22 protein-coding genes, 1 other RNA gene and 1 pseudogene are annotated in these 17,715 nt (G+C 41.7%); 17 read left to right on the top strand and 7 right to left on the bottom strand.

What is annotated here, in order from left to right:
* Positions 1-94 precede the first annotated feature (94 nt).
* The 9 genes from NWP25_RS09050 to queF all read left to right on the top strand — a co-directional run bounded on the left by NWP25_RS09050 (position 95) and on the right by queF (position 6,758).
* Positions 95-1,882 (top strand): hypothetical protein, encoded by a 1,788-nt coding sequence (locus tag NWP25_RS09050; RefSeq protein WP_280699235.1) that lies wholly within the window; start codon positions 95-97, stop codon positions 1,880-1,882.
* A 7-nt stretch (positions 1,883-1,889) separates the two neighbouring features.
* Complete coding sequence (locus tag NWP25_RS09045) at positions 1,890-2,852, top strand: DevR family CRISPR-associated autoregulator (protein ID WP_280649470.1); 963 nt, start codon at positions 1,890-1,892, stop codon at positions 2,850-2,852.
* Positions 2,833-3,564: a hypothetical protein gene (locus NWP25_RS09040; protein ID WP_280649469.1), complete on the top strand. Its 732-nt coding sequence runs from the start codon at positions 2,833-2,835 to the stop codon at positions 3,562-3,564. Before NWP25_RS09045 ends, NWP25_RS09040 begins: the two co-directional genes overlap by 20 nt.
* Positions 3,542-4,555 (top strand): CRISPR system precrRNA processing endoribonuclease RAMP protein Cas6, encoded by a 1,014-nt coding sequence (cas6, locus tag NWP25_RS09035; protein WP_280699234.1) that lies wholly within the window; start codon positions 3,542-3,544, stop codon positions 4,553-4,555. The genes NWP25_RS09040 and cas6 overlap by 23 nt, the downstream gene beginning before the upstream one ends.
* Positions 4,556-4,904: 349 nt before the next feature.
* Complete coding sequence (locus NWP25_RS09030; RefSeq protein ID WP_280649467.1) at positions 4,905-5,171, top strand: YciI family protein; 267 nt, start codon at positions 4,905-4,907, stop codon at positions 5,169-5,171.
* 37 nt (positions 5,172-5,208) lie between these two features.
* An RNA gene (gene ffs, locus NWP25_RS09025) (signal recognition particle sRNA small type) lies at positions 5,209-5,305 on the top strand.
* A 27-nt stretch (positions 5,306-5,332) separates the two neighbouring features.
* Positions 5,333-5,725, top strand: coding sequence for a phasin family protein (locus NWP25_RS09020; RefSeq protein WP_280699232.1), 393 nt, complete (start codon positions 5,333-5,335; stop codon positions 5,723-5,725).
* Between the two features lie 157 nt (positions 5,726-5,882).
* On the top strand, positions 5,883-6,278 hold the full coding sequence (locus NWP25_RS09015) for a hypothetical protein (protein WP_280649465.1): 396 nt from the start codon (positions 5,883-5,885) through the stop codon (positions 6,276-6,278).
* 63 nt (positions 6,279-6,341) lie between these two features.
* On the top strand, positions 6,342-6,758 hold the full coding sequence (gene queF / locus NWP25_RS09010) for a preQ(1) synthase (protein WP_280649464.1): 417 nt from the start codon (positions 6,342-6,344) through the stop codon (positions 6,756-6,758).
* A 41-nt stretch (positions 6,759-6,799) separates the two neighbouring features.
* On the opposite strand, the gene NWP25_RS09005 is transcribed toward queF, so the two are convergent.
* Both NWP25_RS09005 and NWP25_RS09000 read right to left on the bottom strand, forming a co-directional pair.
* Positions 6,800-8,167, bottom strand: coding sequence for a cytochrome c biogenesis protein (locus tag NWP25_RS09005; protein ID WP_280656684.1), 1,368 nt, complete (start codon positions 8,165-8,167; stop codon positions 6,800-6,802).
* Between the two features lie 3 nt (positions 8,168-8,170).
* The gene (locus NWP25_RS09000) at positions 8,171-8,911 is read right to left on the bottom strand and encodes a cytochrome c biogenesis protein CcdA (protein ID WP_280649462.1); all 741 of its coding nucleotides are present in this window, start codon (positions 8,909-8,911) and stop codon (positions 8,171-8,173) included.
* Positions 8,912-9,008: 97 nt separating this feature from the next.
* Between NWP25_RS09000 and NWP25_RS08995 the strand changes: the two genes are divergently transcribed.
* On the top strand, positions 9,009-9,461 hold the full coding sequence (locus NWP25_RS08995) for a YidH family protein (RefSeq protein WP_280699230.1): 453 nt from the start codon (positions 9,009-9,011) through the stop codon (positions 9,459-9,461).
* 67 nt (positions 9,462-9,528) lie between these two features.
* On the opposite strand, the gene NWP25_RS08990 is transcribed toward NWP25_RS08995, so the two are convergent.
* Positions 9,529-9,669, bottom strand: a complete 141-nt coding sequence (locus tag NWP25_RS08990) for a hypothetical protein (RefSeq protein ID WP_374912408.1) — start codon at positions 9,667-9,669, stop codon at positions 9,529-9,531.
* A gap of 167 nt (positions 9,670-9,836) precedes the next feature.
* On the opposite strand from NWP25_RS08990, the gene NWP25_RS08985 reads away from it, so the two are divergent.
* Genes NWP25_RS08985 through NWP25_RS08975 form a run of 3 tightly spaced genes read left to right on the top strand, consistent with a single transcriptional unit; the run spans position 9,837 to position 10,883 of the window.
* Positions 9,837-10,103 carry a TM2 domain-containing protein gene (locus NWP25_RS08985; RefSeq protein ID WP_280649460.1) on the top strand — a complete coding sequence of 89 codons (267 nt, stop codon included), beginning with the start codon at positions 9,837-9,839 and terminating at the stop codon, positions 10,101-10,103.
* 49 nt (positions 10,104-10,152) lie between these two features.
* A complete protein-coding gene (locus NWP25_RS08980) occupies positions 10,153-10,644 on the top strand; it encodes a DUF2752 domain-containing protein (RefSeq protein ID WP_313958970.1) in 492 nt (163 codons plus the stop codon).
* A gap of 59 nt (positions 10,645-10,703) precedes the next feature.
* Positions 10,704-10,883 (top strand): hypothetical protein, encoded by a 180-nt coding sequence (locus tag NWP25_RS08975; protein WP_280649459.1) that lies wholly within the window; start codon positions 10,704-10,706, stop codon positions 10,881-10,883.
* Positions 10,884-11,010: 127 nt separating this feature from the next.
* On the opposite strand, the gene tmk is transcribed toward NWP25_RS08975, so the two are convergent.
* Positions 11,011-11,652: a dTMP kinase gene (gene tmk / locus NWP25_RS08970; protein ID WP_280649458.1), complete on the bottom strand. Its 642-nt coding sequence runs from the start codon at positions 11,650-11,652 to the stop codon at positions 11,011-11,013.
* A 228-nt stretch (positions 11,653-11,880) separates the two neighbouring features.
* Positions 11,881-12,159: a zinc ribbon domain-containing protein gene (locus NWP25_RS08965; RefSeq protein ID WP_280649491.1), complete on the bottom strand. Its 279-nt coding sequence runs from the start codon at positions 12,157-12,159 to the stop codon at positions 11,881-11,883.
* On the opposite strand from NWP25_RS08965, the pseudogene NWP25_RS08960 reads away from it, so the two are divergent.
* Both NWP25_RS08960 and hemL read left to right on the top strand, forming a co-directional pair.
* Positions 12,158-12,262, top strand: a pseudogene (locus NWP25_RS08960) (IS200/IS605 family transposase); the annotation flags it as partial. The gene NWP25_RS08965 and the pseudogene NWP25_RS08960 sit on opposite strands and share 2 nt — an antisense overlap.
* Before the next feature lie 215 nt (positions 12,263-12,477).
* Positions 12,478-13,776, top strand: a complete 1,299-nt coding sequence (hemL, locus tag NWP25_RS08955) for a glutamate-1-semialdehyde 2,1-aminomutase (RefSeq protein WP_280699227.1) — start codon at positions 12,478-12,480, stop codon at positions 13,774-13,776.
* Between the two features lie 97 nt (positions 13,777-13,873).
* On the opposite strand, the gene NWP25_RS08950 is transcribed toward hemL, so the two are convergent.
* Together NWP25_RS08950 and recA are read right to left on the bottom strand one after the other, a co-directional pair.
* Positions 13,874-14,038 (bottom strand): metallothionein, encoded by a 165-nt coding sequence (locus NWP25_RS08950; RefSeq protein WP_280649456.1) that lies wholly within the window; start codon positions 14,036-14,038, stop codon positions 13,874-13,876.
* 257 nt (positions 14,039-14,295) lie between these two features.
* On the bottom strand, positions 14,296-15,375 hold the full coding sequence (recA, locus tag NWP25_RS08945; RefSeq protein ID WP_280649455.1) for a recombinase RecA: 1,080 nt from the start codon (positions 15,373-15,375) through the stop codon (positions 14,296-14,298).
* 513 nt (positions 15,376-15,888) lie between these two features.
* Here recA and xseA point away from each other — a divergent pair.
* Together xseA and xseB are read left to right on the top strand one after the other, a co-directional pair.
* The gene (gene xseA / locus NWP25_RS08940) at positions 15,889-17,127 is read left to right on the top strand and encodes an exodeoxyribonuclease VII large subunit (RefSeq protein ID WP_280649454.1); all 1,239 of its coding nucleotides are present in this window, start codon (positions 15,889-15,891) and stop codon (positions 17,125-17,127) included.
* The gene (xseB, locus tag NWP25_RS08935) at positions 17,128-17,361 is read left to right on the top strand and encodes an exodeoxyribonuclease VII small subunit (protein ID WP_280649453.1); all 234 of its coding nucleotides are present in this window, start codon (positions 17,128-17,130) and stop codon (positions 17,359-17,361) included.
* Positions 17,362-17,715 lie beyond the last annotated feature (354 nt).

Here is a 17,715-nt window from a genome sequence, read left to right as displayed (position 1 = left end):
GTGCTGAAGAGGCATAATTTTTATATGGAATAGCCGTTTTCCATATGAGTATATAATGTTTGGAAGTACACAAGTCCTATGGGTTGAAGTCAAAATGACAAAGCAGCTCTTTGTTACCAAAAAATTCGGCACTTATGCTGACACCTTTCTCATGCTAGGTTTGGTACAGCTTGTGGAGTACGGACTGAGGGCAACTAACCAAAAAAGTGCAATTCAGATTGTAGATGAAGGAATACGCTACTGCCTAAAACTCAAACAAACTGTAAATTTAGAAGTTATCGCTCAACTGAAATATAACAATCCTTTCCCGCCAGTTAAAGGTCAAAAAACTGACATTAGCAAGATCCCACGGGAAACGGAACTTTTTGACACAGTTCAGAAAAGTGACCATCGCAAACTTTACCGGAACTATGTATTTCAACAACGAGGTAAAGTTCAATTTAATGAAGATGCACCGAGGCCTCCTCATGCTAGTACGCAAAATGGCGTAATTCTTACTTCTATGCGCCATGATCGCAATCATAATGAACTATGGTGCTTAGGATGGCAAATTAAAGATAATTATGGGGTTTTACTTGCTTGTTTAATTCAAGCTTTTAGTCAGGAAAATTACCTCAGTCTAGATGGAGATATTCAAAAAGTTGCGGAGTTATTTCAACAAGGTACAGGCCAGAAGTTACCTGAAACAGCTAGTGCGGTCAAAATTTATTTTCCGACATCTGTGCAAGGTGTCAATCGGGTTAAAGGAGATGGTAACAAGGTAGATTCGCAAAAAAAAGATTGGTTAAGTTTATGGCTAATTGCGGGGGGATTATTTCACTTTGGCATAGCAGAATGGCTCAAGATTAGTGAGGGAGTTTATGATTGGCGAGTCGTTGTGCTTCAACCTCAAGATATTCAATTAACGAAATATCGTGGGGTGTTGGATAAACTTCGCAAATTTAACCCACCTTCTGGGGGACATGGAATTGCCCGATTTGATGCTGAGTTGATATTACTGTTCTGTCAGGAATTACTTAATTATCACAAAGCCGAAGCAGAGGGGGAACCAGATGAATTTAGTATTTGGCAACCAATTAACCATTTTGTTAGCAGCTTTTTGGGGACTCACTTTGGTTCTAAAGGTCAAGTGTATGGTGTTAAAGAAGTCTTTAGTTTGGGTTTACCTGGTTGGATTAGTCCTCAAAATTATGAGGAATTAATGGATTATCAAAGTCTTTTAAAGGAGCATTTATCGGTAATTATTAGCTTGTCTGCGGAAGAGGGAAATAGTGAATTATTGGCAGGTTATCGAGACTTTATTACTAGTAATAACCTGTACCAATTTTTTCACTTTCAAATCATTTACGCTGATTATGTTGTCAAAGTTTTAGCAGATTCCAAGGCTAAAGGTCCCCGGTTATTTTCTCTTAAGGGATTAAACCTCATGGTCAAAAATTTCCAGCATCGTCAAGATGACCAAGATTGGTCTTTAACAGAAATCACTGAAGACTCTGGTTTTTTACGCATAGCTAAAGCCATTAATAGCGCTACAGTGTATGCAGGAAAAGAAGAACACGGTTGGGTGCGAATTTATGGTTTAGCCCAACGCTTAAGTAGTCAAGCAGGTTCTAAGAAAGATTTCATTATTGAATTGTCAACCTTTTTGGCTAGTTATGAAAATGAGAATCTGCGCATTGATGAGGAATTAAAGAAAAAAGGTAAGTTACGCCGTATCTGGACTACCAAAGATGATTTAGACCGGGTAATTCATCTGATTGACCATTATGGTTCTAGTTTAGTTGCTAACCTGTTAATTGCTTATGGCTATGCCAAAGGTTGGGGTAAAGTTAAGGATACTGATGAAACTGATAGCAATGATAATTTAGAAACAGAAGGATAATCAGATAATGACTAGGGTGCAATTTCCAGTTTATTCAATTTCCATCAGTGGTTTAGTTTCTTGGCAACTTCACGCTTTAAATAATGAGGGTAATGAGGGTAATCAATCTTTAACTCGGCGTTATTATATCATTCAAAAAGGTATGAATGAACCTGAGTATGTCAATGGAATTTCTGGGGATATGCTCAAACATATTCAGGCAGAACATTTACACCGTCTAGCGATGGAATGTGGATTAAGTTTATCCGAGGGTGGTAAGCAATTTAATCCTGATAGAGTTGGTTATGATTTGGAGAAAAATCTTTCTTTTTTTAGGGACAAAGATAGTGATTTAGCTGCTAAAACAGGTAAGGTTCTCAAACTTTGCACTATCAGCGATTTGGAAGGTTTTATGGTGACAGAAAAGAAGGGACAAACTCTGAAGCGGGATTCTGTAATTGAATTTGGGGCGGTTGTGGGTTTACCTAGTTCGGTAAAAACTCAGAGTTATTTTCATGCTAAATACGGTGTGGATAATCCAACTCCTTATAATGTACAAGTCAGTTCTGGTTTATATGCCACTGTTTTGAATATAGAGGCTTTTCGAATTGGTTATAATCCTCACAATTTTAGTTATAGCATTGACGTGACTGAACGCAAAAAACGCTTAGATGCTTTACTCAAAAGTGTGCTGTATACCTATTTGCAGCCTAATGGAGCTAAACGCAATACTCATTTACCCCATGCTGACCATTTTGAAGGTGTGATCACTGTGAGTACTCGGCGCTGTCCTGCACCGATGATTAGCCCATTGGAATGGGAATACAAGGATCAAATTCATAGTTTAGCAAGGACATTAAATAATCTTAATGGTGCGGAAACGATTCATTGTTTTGATTTTAATAATATGGCTGAGTTTGCGGATCAAATTAAAACTTTAATTGGTGAAAGTCAACCTTGGGAGAGTAAAAATGCCGAAGCTATCGCCTAAATCTTTTTCTAAGCAGTGGCTAACTGTGGTTTATCAACCTGTGAGCCTATTTTCCCTTAAAAGGTCTGATGCAACTAGCATGGCGGGACGGTCTAATTTAGTGCCTACTCCTTATGCTATTAAAATGGCATTGTTAAGGGTTTTGCTAGAAACTCAGGGAAGAGAACACCAAAGTGATTTTATTCAATGGATTGATAGCGAATTTACCTGGATTCGAGATTTAACAATTTATATTTGGCCTCCAGAAAAATTGGTTGTGAATCGCAATGGTTACAAATTACGGTACTACGATCAAAATGCGGACAAAGTAGATAAAAATCGTGTGACAATCCCAATGCAAGGAGGGTTTGTTTTTCGAGAATGGGTGTATATGCAGGGAAATCTCCAAATTTGCTGTAGTGCGGGAAATTATTTAGGAGAACTAGAGGGACTGTTTGGCCAAATTAATTACTTTGGTAAACGCGGCTGTTTTTTTCAGCATCTTCCCGAGTATGGACAAGTAACCCCAGAGGCTACCTTTAATCCCAATCCTAGTAATGGGTTTACGGTGCAACCTATGGATGATTTAAGTGAAAAAACTACTTTTAATCGGATTAATCCTTTTTCTCAGGATAAAGCACAACTTGATAAAGACCGCGTAATTAAACCTGGATTTCTGCCTCTGCAATTTATGGCCACAAGTAGCAGTTATGATGTGTACCAAAGATACTGAGATTGCTTATGCTGGAGTTAAGCTAGTTCTCAAGTCTACACCAGGTGCGATCGCTCGTACAGCGTTAACATCTTGGCTGCCAGAAATTAAACCAGGACTGAGTTGGATTCCTCTAGGAATTTCTGGGGGTGTAGCTAAAATTATGCCTGTGTTGCCACAACCATTGTTGTATAAATATCTGATGCAATGTATATGTGAGCGCATTGCGGATCATACTTTGGTGGAGTGGCAAGGAAAGCCCTATGAAGTGACTGGAGTAGAAGTAGATAATCATGCTTTGCATGTTATTGAAGTTGCTATTTCCACTACACAAACTTTGCCAGCAAGCCTGGGAAGAGGGATTCATGCTCAATGTTTTCAATGGCTGGCTATTGCTGATCCTGGTTTAGCAGCTCAGTTGCATGAACAAGACAGTGTGCCCATAACTCTGACAATGGGGTATGGCTCATGCCAAAAGCTACATTTGAGAATTAGTTTATTACAAAAAAAACTATTAGCACCGCTACTTTGGGGATTGAGCACCAGTCTCGATGGAGAAATCACCCTGGGGGGAATACCTTGTCAGTTGGGTAAGTGCATAGACATTTTCCCCACTAGCAGCTTTGAACAACTAGTGAACTTACCTACCCAAAGCGTGATTGAATTGAAGTTTCTCTCACCCACGAGCTTTAAACAACGTGGATTTATCCAGCCTTTTCCATTGCCGGAGTTGGTTTTTAACAGTTTATTACGGCGGTGGAATATTTTTGCACCGCCGGAATTGCATTTTCCCAAAGTTGAATGGAATGCTTTAATTTCTGCTTTTGAGTTAAAAACCCATGCTTTGAAAATGGAAGGTGGTCCAGAAATTGGGGTTGAGGGGTGGGTCAAGTATCGGTTTCTGGAACCTGAACAAGCTAGAATTGGGACAATCTTAGCCCATTTTGCTAACTTTGCGGGAGTGGGACGGAAAACAGCTATGGGCATGGGACGGGTGGTAATTCGTAATTAGCTTAAACCGCAGGAAGCCTCTAACTTAATGGGAAGCGCAAGTGATGAGATGAATTGCGCGTGAGTTGACGACAATCCCGGGAAGTATCTAGAAAAGAGCAGACAATCATTATATGGTGGTTGGCTGATGGGGAAGATGTTTGGCAAATCTGTAGCAAGGTCAAAAAACCTGGGGAGTTTGCCAAATCCCCAGAAAGTTGACAAAGGAATATTCTCTCAATTCCTTTGCGCTAACCTAATCCCTTTAAGGGAACTAAAACTTAGACGACTGCTTGGTGCTAGTTTACGGTTCGGATGCATCCGGGGTAGTTAAGATATGTAAGATACAAAAATCGAGAGGTGTCCAGCAAATGCCTTTGTTTGTCAAAATTGAAGCGGGTAAAGTTGATAAACCTATATTTGATCAATTCGTACCTGCCCATAAAGCTTATGTGCAAGATTTGATTGCCAAAGGACACAAAGCTCGCACAGGTTATTGGGCAGAAGACAGAGGGGGAATGTTGATGTTTGAAGCTGCTTCCAGGGATGAAGCAGAAGGAATAGTGGCTCTTGACCCATTGGTACAAAACGGCTGCGTCACTTATCAGCTATATGAATGGAAAATTGTTGTGGAATAACACACACTTACGAACTTTTGATGTTATATTGGTATGAGACCTGGATCTACGCGACTGTAACGCCCAAACCTTGTCAGGACCGGAAGGTAGCAGCAATACGGGATGCTTACGGTAGGCGTAGTCTCCGGGTCGCCCTATTTCATTAGGAGCTTTCATCAGCAATGCCTGGTTTTGGAGATATTGTTCAAAAAGCTTTTTACCTGGGTGTCGGTTTAGCTTCTTACGCAGGTGAGAAGGCGGGAGAAAAGTTGAGCGAACTGCGATTACAAGCCCAAAAACTGGCGGACGAGATGGTGGCAAGGGGCGAAATAAGCACAGAAGAAGCTCGCCGTCTCGTGGAAGAAATGATGAAACAGGCTCAAAGTACCCCCCAGCCCGGTGAAAGTAAGGAAAAACCACCAAGCTATGAACCTCGCCGCATTGAAATTCTAGAAGAGGATGAGGTGGGGAACTACTCAAGGTCAAAGGGTGCTTCCACAGATGATGTTGCTGAGTTGCGCCAAAAGGTGCTAGAAATGCAGGAAGAGTTAAGAAACTTGCAACAAGATGTGTAAAAAGTAAATTTTCCTCTCTTATCTTTACATTGAGAGCCATCTCCACTTACCATTATGTGCGGAAGCTAGGTGAGATACATTGCCTAGGATTTGGTGTAGTGCTGCAAGCCCGGTAGCGCACAGTTTGCTGTTAATATTCATTAAGGGCGTGGAATTTATGGAACAATGGCAAAAAGATTTAGCGGAAATGGTTGAAACCGTGGCTGATGAAGTGGAACGTTTCTTCCTAGGGATGAGCGAAATGATAGATGTATTTTTTGAGCTAACAGAAGAATTTTCCGATCAAGTCCAAAATTCTATTGCTACTGAAATAGACTATTATTTACAGGAACTCACTGACCCAATTTTGGAAGTTTACTGGGAACTGGAAGAGGTGATGGGAGATCCAGAGCCTGGTTTTCCTTACGCTGTGGAGCCAACAGGAGAAATGAATCCTGCTTGTATAGGTTGTCAGCATTACCACGGTCAAGTTTATGGTGGTAATCTGTTAGTCTGTGGTATGCATCCTCATGGGTGGGATGATGATAATTGTCCCGATTGGGAAAAGGTTTAAACTTAGTCAGGCGGACAGTTTTTGGAATTTCATAAGTTATCTATATTGAACATTGAACAAGTTATGAGTAATTCTTCTCCTGAGACTATATCCCAGCCACAGTCGGAAATGAAGTATGGTGAACGTGAAATTAAAGAAGGTCAATTAATTACCTTTCCTAACCCCCGTGTGGGTCGGCGATATGATGTGAGCATTTCTTTACCGGAATTTACTTGTAAGTGTCCATTTTCTGGTTATCCTGATTTTGCCACGATTTATATTACTTACGTCCCTGATGGGCGGGTGGTGGAGTTAAAGGCGTTAAAGCTTTATATTAATAATTACCGTGATCGCTATATTTCTCACGAAGAATCTGCTAATCAAATTTTAGATGATTTTGTTGCTGCTTGTGACCCGTTGGAGGTGACGGTCAAGGCGGATTTTAGTCCCCGTGGTAATGTGCATACTGTGGTGGAAGTGCGTCATCAAAAACCAGTGTAGAAGCAAAGAAACGCTAGGTGTTAGCGCTTCTGTGGGTGGGTTTAGGTTCGTGGTTGAGAACTGAGGTGGTCTAATATCTGTAGTACTTCTTGTTCAAATGCAAGTTGGGCGCGGTTGGTTTTACCACCAATATACAGGCGATGGCCTGTTTGCAGTGCCCAAATTTGGGAGTGAGAGAAATAACTCATGGTTGCGCCTAACATTAGTATTGCAAACCCTGCGTAAACCAATGGGATACCAGGATCAGATTTAATTTGTAAGCCTGTGCTACCAACTAAATCGATAATTTTCAGGTTGACACCATTGACTTTAGCTGACATTCCGGTTCGCACTGTATTGATTAATTTACCTGTGGAATCATAAATTAATACCATTCCCTGTAAGTCTTTGGTGATGACAGAAACCCCTTGACTTAAATCTGGTTTAGTGGGGATCCAAGTTCCCCAAATGCGTCCTCGCCCTTTGGTGTCTAGCAAGGCCATGGGTAATTGAAAAACGGGACTGTTATTAAATTGGATACGAACAGCTGAGATTCCCCAATCCGTTTGATAGAATGTTACGCCACGATAACGCAGGGGTTGATTGACAAAAATCTTTTTATGGTCAACTTCCTGTCCCTGTTTATTTAAAACAGACATATCTGAATAAAATTGGTCAATTCCACCGGTGGGTGTGTAATCAATCCAAAAACGATTCACACGCACAGACCAATCTTTGAGAATTTCAGGATTTGCCCAGGGGCCAGCATCAATAATATTTTTGACCTGAAAGGTCTCACCACTGGATATCATTTCTTGGGCAATAAATCCAGTCATAGCCCCCCAAATTCCCCCTAAAAGGATCATTACAATTGCCACATGCACAATTATGGGGCCTAGGCGTCCCATGATTCCTTTACGGGCGTAAAGAATATGATCTTGTTCTTGAAAAATTTGATAATGGCGATTCTGTAAAATTTTGCTGAGATTTTCCAGGGAACCATGATCTAGTTCTGCACTCAAAGCTAATTTTTGAAATTTCCGGGGTTCTTCGTAATATTTCCAACGACGGGCGGTTTTTAAAGCTGGTAACTGGCGAGTGAATGTACAAGCTGTGAGGCTAGTACCAAATAAAATCAGTGAGGCCAAAAACCACCAAGTGCGATATACATGGTCTAAACCTACTATTTGAATTATTTTCCAGGTCAGAAAACCAAATAAAGCTGGATGCTCTGGGTAGTTGGCTTGATAAAATGCGGGTGACTGACCTTGTTCTATCACAGTGCCGCTTACGCTAAAAATAGCGATTATTAGCAGTAGTGTGATGGCTAATCGTAAATCAGTCAGTACTGGTAAAACCTCTCTGGGTAGAAATCCCCCAGGTACTGACCACCAATTTGATTCTGTGGACACTGAATTTTTTAGGGTCATGGCTTAGAAATTTCCCCAGGGAAATCGCGAAATCAAGGAAAATACACCAAATCCCACTAATAGCACACCACTAACAGGGTTGATCCAACCGGACCAACGCCGCAGTTCTAGGAGCTTTTTAATAGAAGCAGTAAAAGTACCTGCTAAAATCAACGGTGCTACGTACCCTGCCGTATAGGATATTAACAAAACAGCGCCGAGAATTAAATCTTGTGTACTGGCAACCCAACCCAGCAAACTAGCTAAAACAGGTGTACTACAAGGAGATGCTACCAATCCGAAAGTTAAACCCAGGGAATAAGAACGCACACCGGGGGGTAAATCTGGGGAAATCCAATTAGTTTCTCCCAAGGAAGGAAATTGTAGAGGTAGGGCTTCTAGTAAGTTCAGCCCCATGAGAATGGCAATAATACTGACAATAATTGGTAAGCCGATTCCCACTTGACCATAGACTTTACCAACAAAAGCTGCTATTACTCCTAGGCCTGCTAGAGTAGTCGCCAATCCCAAAGCGAACCATGTAGATTGTGCTGCTGCTTGTAGGCGACTTTTCGCTTCATAACCGCCAATGTATCCAATGGTAATAGGCACCATGGACAGCATACAGGGGGTAAGACTTGTTAGCAAGCCAGCTGCAAAAATTATACCAATACTCAGTAAATTAAGGTGGGTGAGTTGGTTAGATACTAGGGTGTTGGCAAATTGTTCTAATTCGTAAAGTCGTGTTTCCAGGGTCTCCAGCATGGGATGTTTAAGCGGGAAATGCTTGTTATATTAGCATTCTAGCTTATTTTAGTTGAGATATATGAACTGAGTGCCATCACTTGGCTTAAGAAGTAACATGAGTAAAATCCCAGGTAAAATCCCAAAAATTGACCGTCAACGGGAACATCAAGCAAACGAGCGAACATTTTTAGCTTGGTTACGTACTTCCATCTCATTGATTGGTTTTGGTTTTGCGATCGCGCGATTTGGTCTATTTATGCGTCAGTTAAATTTTGCCTTAACACAGCAAGAACCTTTGGTCAACCCGATATTTAACTCAGAAAAGTTAGGGACTGTATTTGTGGTGTTTGGCATTGTAGCCATAGCCCTAGCAGCATGGCGATACAATCAAGTATTCTGGGAAATTGAACGCGGGGATTATCGACCCCACCGCTTACCGGTGTGGATTATGACCGGAGTAGTAATAATTTTAGGTATTCTCAGTTTGCCTTTACTTTTGTTGGGAAATCGTGGTTTGCCACGTCCCTCCTCAAGACACAATCAGACAGAATCGCGCCATTTTTGGTAAATTATAAAACTCAATTCTTGAGCAACCGAACTGAAAAAACTTCCGCCTAGCTTTGGGTTGAAAAACCCTAACCCACTTGAGGCAACAGCAGCCTTGAGCGCAAAATTTCCTGAATCACTTGTTGCACTGCTGCTTGAGTTAAATTACCATCTACCCGTGCGATTCGAGATGGGTAGCGAGTAGCCAGGTCTGCGTATCCTTGCTGCATGGCGATACAATCAAGTGTTCTGGGAAATTGAAGGGGCTGATTAGGTATATCCGCTAAGATGTAACACCTATGGGACAAGTTGTAAATAAATATTGCAGAATTTACTTAGTAAGGATAACTACTATAGAATGAGGTTGCTATTTGTGCTTGAGGAGCATCTCTAATCAATGTCGAATAATAACTCCAGTGAAGCCAGCAGTAAAAAACTTGCAGCTGGGATATGTGCAATTTTGTTGGGAGCTTTAGGTATTCATAAGTTCATTCTTGGTTACACAACCGAGGGCTTGATTATGCTACTTGTTAGCCTACTCACGTGTGGATTTGTCGCACCAATAGTGGGAGTTGTTGGGTTAGTGGAAGGGATTATTTACTTAACCAAGACCGATGAAGAATTCTCCAGTGTTTATATTATTAACAAAAAAGGCTGGTTTTGATCCTCTGATGTTGAAGTTTTGCTTGCTGTTTTAATTTAAGAGTGCATCAGTGTTTAAATTATCTCCTTATCCTCTGTCATACCACGGTAAATTAGTGCGTTGGGGTATATTAGGATTTTCTTATGCCCCATTACTTGGTACCTATTTTTACAACCAAAACTATAGAATAGCGTTCCTAGTTTGTCCAATACGACACTTGACAGGGATTCCTTGTCCCACCTGTGGTATGACTCGTTCGTTTATGGCTATTGGTCGAGGAGACTGGAGCCAAGCAATAGCAGAACATTTATTTGGTCCACTTTTATTTGCCAGCTTTGTAGTTGCAATAGTTCACATTACCTTAGAACTATTAACAAGACGCCGTGTTACAGCATTCTATTTTTGCCTATTAAGGCTGAGAAAGCTACAAATATTAGGGCTATTTACCATTTTTATTTACTATTGCCTTCGTTTATATTACTTATCACAAACTGGAGAAATGTACACTGCTGTTAGCAGGTCTCCCGTAGGTCAATTGCTTTCAACAGTAAGTATTAAATAACTACCCCGCAGACTCTGGGATAATTTATATTTCGATGAAAAAGTTTAATTCAGACTACCATGGTCAGTATCAAACGTAAAGAGATGATTTGGTTGTTATTACTTATATTAGGCTGTGGATATTTCAGTGCCATGTCTAATTTAGAAATGAATTATTATTTAAAAAGCCTGATTGCCCTTTTGCCAATGCAGGTTGCAGCTCTTATTTATGTCGCCTATCTACGTTGGCATCGCAGTTAACACTCGGCAATTGAGCAAATGTGATTTAAGGTCAAAGATTACCTGTATTGTCGAATCCGGTTTTTTTTTAAGATTGGGATTCAGTTCTTTTTGCTTAATGTAAACCTCAGTAATTAAGAAGTCATCACTAACCCACTTGAGGCAACAGCAGCCTTGAGCGCAAAATTTCCTGAATCACTTGTTGCACTGCTGCTTGAGTTAAATTACCATCTACCCGTGCGATTCGAGATGGGTAGCGAGTAGCCAGGTCTGCGTATCCTTGCTGAACACAGCGATGAAAAGTAATTGTTTCTTGCTCAATGCGGTCTAATCCAACTGCATTGCCTTTTTTCCGGGCTAGTCCAACTTCCACATCGACATCAAGCCAAATAGTTAAGTCGCTTTGTAACCCACCAGTAGCAATATAGTTGAGTTGATTGATTAAGCTGAGATTGAGACCCCGACCATAACCTTGGTAGGCGGTGGTGGAGTCGGTATAGCGATCGCACAATACATATTTTCCTGCTGCTAAATTTGGTTTGAGTTCTTGTTCAACATGTTGGGCTCGGTCAGCAGCATACAATAATAACTCTGTCACCTCAGAAATTGGTTTATTATCTAGCTTATCCAGTAAGAGGCGGCGCAGATGTGAGCCTAACTCTGTTCCCCCTGGTTCACGAGTGAGAACTACGGAAAGTCCGAGATTTTGTAACCATTGATAACAAAGCTGCATTTGGCTGGTTTTGCCGCAGCCTTCTACTCCTTCAAATACAATTAATTTCCCGCTCATGTTGTTTAGTTTAAATAAATTTATTGACTAAAGTTGGTTGACACTCTCCGGACTAAAGCTATGGAGATTCTACATTCTACGTTAGAACTTGCCCTAGCAGGTTTTTACCCACTAGAGTATTAATTTTAACTTTTGTGGCGTTAATATGTCTGACGGTACTTAGGGGAGCGGGGATAGCCTCCCGTATTTTTTGCTAAATTGAGGATATTTACTGCTGGGTTCACATCTCTATTGCAACTGACAGCCACAACTACATCTGTGGGTACGAGTAAAAAGAGATTTTTTCACAATTGCATCACAATTACTACATTTTTGAGATGTGTAATATGGAGGAACACCAACAACTTCACAGTTAAACTTAAGAGCAAAATATTCTAGCCGTTGACAAAAAGTACACCAAGCCGCATTCTTGACTTTTAAATTTTCACAGGCGACTAAGGCCTTGTCCCTGGATAGGTTACGCGCTTTTTCTTCAGGGTGTTCGTTCCGTAGCCTACTTACTTTTATGAGAAGAGAATTTCCCGATTTGCTGAAACTTCCTACTTTGTGGAGTCCTAGTTATTTTGTTAGCACAACTGGTAATATTTGTACAGAAACGGTTAAACGCTAAATTGCTTGATAAGGGGAATAGCTAAAATAACTGAGGCGTTTACGCCTCAACTGGCTTTTATGCCTTGGCGAAAGGAGGGCTAAGTTTTTCCGCCCAGCTCCAAAACTTAACGTCAAGGGTTTTCAGCCTATTTTTTTATAAGGTACAATTTCTAAGCAGTTTTTCACCCTATGCTCAGATAGAGCTTTTTATTTTCCACTATTTAGGAGAGAGCCTTGGTAAATACCACGATTAAAACCACAAAATCACAGGAAATCTTTGCCGCAGCCCAAAATCTCATGCCAGGAGGAGTTAGTTCTCCAGTTCGTGCTTTCAAATCAGTTGGTGGGCAACCAATAGTTTTTGATCGTGTGAAAGACTCGTACATTTGGGATGTAGATGGCAACCAGTATATAGATTATGTCGGTACTTGGGGTCCAGCTATTTGTGGTCATGCCCATCCAGAAGTAATAGCAGCCCTTCATGAAGCTTTGGAAAAAGGTACTAGCTTCGGCGCTCCTTCAGTGCTGGAAAACTTACTGGCGGAAATGGTAATTGATGCCGTCCCCAGTATGGAAATGGTCAGATTTGTCAATTCTGGCACTGAAGCTTGTATGGCAGTGTTACGGTTAATGCGGGCTTTCACAAACAGAGAAAAAATCATCAAGTTTGAAGGCTGCTACCACGGTCATGCTGATATGTTTTTGGTGAAGGCTGGTTCTGGTGTAGCTACACTTGGTTTACCCGATTCACCAGGAGTACCTAAAGCGGTAACTAGCAGTACTCTTACAGCGCCCTACAATGATTTGGAAGCTGTAAAAGCTTTATTTGCAGAAAACCGCGACGAAATCGCCGGTGTAATTTTGGAGCCGGTGGTTGGCAATGCTGGGTTTATTACTCCCGATGCTGGTTTTTTGGAGGGTTTACGGGAAATTACCCATGAACATGGGGCTTTACTGGTATTTGACGAAGTGATGACAGGTTTTCGCATTGCCTACGGTGGGGCTCAGGAAAGATTTGGTGTTACACCGGATTTAACGACTTTGGGCAAGGTCATTGGTGGTGGGTTGCCAGTGGGAGCTTACGGCGGTGGTAGGGATATTATGTCTATGATTGCGCCTGCGGGTCATGTGTATCAAGCGGGGACTCTTTCGGGTAATCCCTTAGCAATGACGGCTGGAATTAAAACTCTAGAATTGCTACAAAGACCTGGTACTTATGAGTATCTTGACCAAATTACTCAGAAGCTCGCAGATGGGTTGCTGCAAATAGCCAAAGAAACTGGCCATGAAGCTTGTGGTGGTCACATCAGCGCTATGTTTGGATTATTCTTTACCTCTGGGCCAGTTCATAACTACGAGGATGCTAAAAAGTCCGATATGGCGAAATTTGCTCGCTTCCACCGCGGGATGTTAGAGCGTGGTGTTTATTTAGCACCTTCTCAGTTTGAGGCTGGTTTTACTTCTTTGGCTCACACTGAGGCTGATATCCACCAGACTTTAGTTGCTGCACGAGAAGTGCTATGTAATCTGTAAGTATTGATGCTGAGTGCTGAGTCAAAAAATCAATCAGATGTGTTTGATTAGCTCAGTGGGTGATTTTCTACTCAGCATTCAGTAATTTGGACTTGATTTAACAAGTACAGCCATGATGACCACAGCCTTTAATGGTTTTGTGACCTTCAGCACAGGCTTGAGAACAATAGTATTTATCTTCTTTATTGATGATGGCATCTGCGAGTGTAACAATACACAAGCAGTGGGGACAAGCACATTTCATTTGGGTAACGGTAGTCATAATTTTTCTCCATGAGTTCATCATGAACTATCTTACAATATCTGAACAGGTATTCACATATTCTTTAAGTCAACTGGGATCATGGTCAGGAAAAGAATAGAAATGATGATTAGTGTGATGAAAAAACTGGAAAATTAAAATTTTTCCCCTGTTCCCTTGTGTGAAATTGTGGGTTTGGACTAAGAAAAGGCTGAACCTAATATAAGTTCAGTCTTTTCAAGGATTTTATGACTCTAGTTGGTGAAAAGCTGCTATTGTTATGGTTCTTCTTCTTCTTCTAATTCAAAATCTTCATTTTCTTCGCTGGCTCTCGAAACTGAATTAGCGGAAACAACGGCCCCCATATCTAGCTTTTGACGCACTAGATCCTTAATTTGTTGAGTAAATTCTGGTTTTTCTTCTAGGTACTTGATAGCGTTATCTCTACCTTGGGAAATATTATCACCGTTGTAGCTGTACCAGGCTCCTTTGCGAATAATAACCCCTGTTTCTTCTGCTAGGTCAATTAAACAACCCAAGGTAGAAACTCCTTTACCAAAGATAATGTCAAATTCTGCAATTCTAAACGGTGGTGCAACTTTATTTTTGGCGACTTTGACTTTCACGCGGTTACCAAATTCTTCAGTGCCTTTTTTTAAGGTTTGAATTCGGCGAATATCCAGACGTACTGAAGCGTAAAACTTTAATGCGTTACCGCCAGTGGTAGTTTCTGGGCTACCGTAAGTGACGCCGATTTTTTGCCGTAGTTGGTTGATAAAAATAACTGTGCAGCCAGATTTACCTATATTACCTGTAATTTTACGTAGGGCTTGGCTCATTAACCTTGCCTGAAGACCAACGTGGGTGTCACCCATATCGCCTTCAATTTCTGCACGAGGAACCAATGCTGCTACTGAGTCAACGATAACAATATCAACGGCGGCGGATCGAACTAGCTGATCGACAATTTCTAATGCAGATTCCCCTGTGTCTGGTTGGGAAACTAGCAAATTTTCAATATCTACACCCAAAGCCGCAGCATAGGTGGGATCTAGGGCGTGTTCAGCATCAACAAAGGCTGCTATACCGCCATTTTTTTGCACTTCTGCCAGAGCGTGTAATGCTACTGTGGTTTTACCAGAACTTTCTGGTCCATAGATCTCAATTACCCGTCCCTTGGGTAAACCTCCCCCCAATGCTAGATCCAAGGTCAGGGCGCCGGTAGAAATTGTCTCTACTCGCATTCGGGTGGCATCCCCCAGGCGCATGATTGCTCCTTTACCGAAGCTACGCTCAATTTGATTGAGTACTATATTCAATGCCTTTTGCTTGCCAGAAGGATCTGTGTTGATAGCCATTCTTGCCTCTAAATATAGGAATTATGTGGATTTGCTGGAGTGTTGGGCTGGAAGTTGGAGTAGAACAGATATACTATTTTAACCAGAAAATTCTTAAATACAAATTTGAAGCAGGGAAATGTGACCAAATGCTAGGGCGATGGATCGGAAATTAGGTTAGCAGGACTACAGAATTTTAGGACAATTTTTTTACCATAGAGGTACGCAATGGTGATTGGTAATTAGTAAACATTCATATTATCAGGTGATGGCTTGAATTTGACTACCTGCCAAAAAGCCGAGACTATCTAGTTTAGACCAAGGCACAGTGAGTTATCTGCAACTAACTTTAGTTTACACAAAACGGCTCCAGGAGCTAGGTTGATGTCTCCCCTAGGGGATGAAGTACGCCACTAGGTTGCTGGTTCTGGTGGGCTTTTCACCCTATCGCTAAGGTAGCGTACTTTGTGGTGTGAGTTGGTCAGGGTATTAAAAATGCTAAAATTGTTCCGGCACTGATGCTCACACATTGAGATGACTTTTAATTCTGTGATTCCTGATACAGCGCTGTCAGTGGGTAGATTAACTGACTACATCCGCTTTCTGTTGGAGCAAAAGGATGAATTACGGCAAGTTTGGGTGACCGGGGAGGTTTCCAGTGCTAGCAACCATGCCAAAGGGTTGTTTTTTAATCTGCAAGACCCAAATAGTACGGCGGTAATTAAGTGTGTGGTATGGAAAAGCAAAATTGCTAAACTCGCGCAAATGCCCACTAAGGGTGAGCGGTTAATTATCCTTGGCAGTATCGCAGTTTACCCCCAACGGGGAGAGTATCAATTATCTGTTTCTCAAGTTATACCTGCTGGTGCTGGGTTACAGGCGCTACGCTATGAACAATTAAAAAACCGATTGCTGGCTGAGGGGTTGTTTGATGAACAACGGAAACGTGCTTTGCCTCTGCACCCCCAAATTATTGCTGTGGTTACTTCTCCCACTGGGGCTGCTTGGGGGGATATTCAAAAAACTCTCAAGGAAAGATATCCAGGTTTACAGGTTTTATTTTCTCCAGCTACGGTGCAGGGTGAGCAAGCACCAGATTCTATAGTTAAGGCTATTAATCGGGTCAATGGTGATGGTCGGGCAGAGGTGCTGATTTTATCACGGGGTGGTGGTGCGGTTGAAGACTTGGCTTGTTTTAATGATGAACGGGTAGTTAGGGCTGTTGCTGGTTGTTCTGTTCCGGTGATTACTGGTATTGGTCATCAGCGAGATGAGTCTTTGGCGGATTTAGTGGCTGATGTCTGTGTACATACACCCACAGCGGCGGCGGAAACCGTTGTGCCATCACTTTCGGATCTGTATATTCAGCACCGACAAATGATTGTTGCTCTACGTAAAGCTGTGGGAGAATTTGAGGAAGGTGCTGAGAAGAAATTACAAGGTTTACGCCATGGTTTGCGGCGTTTGGGGTTAGACCGCAAGGTGCAACAGGAGATACAGCAGCTGGGTTGGCACAAGCGGCAATTGGTGCAAGGGACTCTGGGGCGATGGCAGCAAGGAAGGCAGCATTTACAATTGTTGGAGGAAAAATTGGCTAGTCTTGACCCCAAAGCAGTTTTACAGCGTGGTTATGCTGTGGTGAGGCGGGAAAATGGCGCGATCGCTCGTTCTGGTTCTGAGTTAGCGGTGGGTGAAGATTTGCTGATTTTGTTGGGGCAAGGAAAGGTTAAAGTGAAGGTTACTGACATAGACCCAGGGGATAGGTGGAATTGAATGGTTAAACCTCAGGATGGTTTTGGTGCTGATTCTATGGTCAATTGGAGTTTTGAAGAGAAGGTTGTTGAAATAGAACAAATTATTGGCCGGATTGAGGAGGGCGAATTGGGGTTAGAGGAAGTGTTTGAGCAGTTTTCCAGTGCTGTGGAGTCTTTGCGTGAGTGTGAAAGTTTTTTGCACCAGCGACACCAACAGATAAATCTGTTAATTGAAACTTTGAGTGATGATTAATTACCATTGTTATCAGAGCAAGCAGCAAATCCAGGAGGGGAATGTTTAGCCTCTCGGTTAAGGGAATTGGGAGAAAATATTGATATCTAACCCCATGAGGAGTACCTAAATATGTAGAGGTTAAGTTGGTTTTGTCTAGTTATAGGTAGAAATTAGCCAATAGTTAAAGTCCCTCCTTGGCTGAGGGTAGGGACTTCCGCAGTTTTTGTTAATTACTAACAACTAAACTAGAGCGCTGAGAGTTGTTAAGTATGCTTGGATTTCTGCTGAGTTACGGGTAGCATCAGGAGCGATGGCGCCATCAATGAGTTGTTCTCCGGGGAAACTAGAGCCAAACATATAACGTATGGCGAT

The sequence above is a fragment of the Umezakia ovalisporum Ak1311 genome, assembly GCF_029891685.1.
Classification (GTDB): domain Bacteria; phylum Cyanobacteriota; class Cyanobacteriia; order Cyanobacteriales; family Nostocaceae; genus Umezakia; species Umezakia ovalisporum.
Note: the sequence above shows the minus strand (reverse complement) of the source record. Positions and strands in the feature narration are given on the sequence as shown.

Excerpts from the sequence above, each read along its gene's own strand:
- NWP25_RS08950 (WP_280649456.1), bottom strand. The coding sequence starts at position 14,038 with ATGACTACCGTTACCCAAATGAAATGTGCTTGTCCCCACTGCTTGTGT.
- NWP25_RS09045 (WP_280649470.1), top strand. The coding sequence starts at position 1,890 with ATGACTAGGGTGCAATTTCCAGTTTATTCAATTTCCATCAGTGGTTTA.
- tmk (WP_280649458.1), bottom strand. The coding sequence starts at position 11,652 with ATGAGCGGGAAATTAATTGTATTTGAAGGAGTAGAAGGCTGCGGCAAA.
- NWP25_RS08990 (WP_374912408.1), bottom strand. The coding sequence starts at position 9,669 with ATGCAGCAAGGATACGCAGACCTGGCTACTCGCTACCCATCTCGAATC.
- recA (WP_280649455.1), bottom strand. The coding sequence starts at position 15,375 with ATGGCTATCAACACAGATCCTTCTGGCAAGCAAAAGGCATTGAATATA.
- xseB (WP_280649453.1), top strand. The coding sequence starts at position 17,128 with ATGGTTAAACCTCAGGATGGTTTTGGTGCTGATTCTATGGTCAATTGG.
- NWP25_RS09000 (WP_280649462.1), bottom strand. The coding sequence starts at position 8,911 with ATGCTGGAGACCCTGGAAACACGACTTTACGAATTAGAACAATTTGCC.
- NWP25_RS08995 (WP_280699230.1), top strand. The coding sequence starts at position 9,009 with ATGAGTAAAATCCCAGGTAAAATCCCAAAAATTGACCGTCAACGGGAA.
- NWP25_RS09020 (WP_280699232.1), top strand. The coding sequence starts at position 5,333 with ATGCCTGGTTTTGGAGATATTGTTCAAAAAGCTTTTTACCTGGGTGTC.
- NWP25_RS09050 (WP_280699235.1), top strand. The coding sequence starts at position 95 with ATGACAAAGCAGCTCTTTGTTACCAAAAAATTCGGCACTTATGCTGAC.
- NWP25_RS09030 (WP_280649467.1), top strand. The coding sequence starts at position 4,905 with ATGCCTTTGTTTGTCAAAATTGAAGCGGGTAAAGTTGATAAACCTATA.
- NWP25_RS09015 (WP_280649465.1), top strand. The coding sequence starts at position 5,883 with ATGGAACAATGGCAAAAAGATTTAGCGGAAATGGTTGAAACCGTGGCT.
- queF (WP_280649464.1), top strand. The coding sequence starts at position 6,342 with ATGAGTAATTCTTCTCCTGAGACTATATCCCAGCCACAGTCGGAAATG.
- NWP25_RS09005 (WP_280656684.1), bottom strand. The coding sequence starts at position 8,167 with ATGACCCTAAAAAATTCAGTGTCCACAGAATCAAATTGGTGGTCAGTA.
- NWP25_RS08975 (WP_280649459.1), top strand. The coding sequence starts at position 10,704 with ATGGTCAGTATCAAACGTAAAGAGATGATTTGGTTGTTATTACTTATA.
- xseA (WP_280649454.1), top strand. The coding sequence starts at position 15,889 with ATGACTTTTAATTCTGTGATTCCTGATACAGCGCTGTCAGTGGGTAGA.
- NWP25_RS08985 (WP_280649460.1), top strand. The coding sequence starts at position 9,837 with ATGTCGAATAATAACTCCAGTGAAGCCAGCAGTAAAAAACTTGCAGCT.
- NWP25_RS09040 (WP_280649469.1), top strand. The coding sequence starts at position 2,833 with ATGCCGAAGCTATCGCCTAAATCTTTTTCTAAGCAGTGGCTAACTGTG.
- cas6 (WP_280699234.1), top strand. The coding sequence starts at position 3,542 with ATGATGTGTACCAAAGATACTGAGATTGCTTATGCTGGAGTTAAGCTA.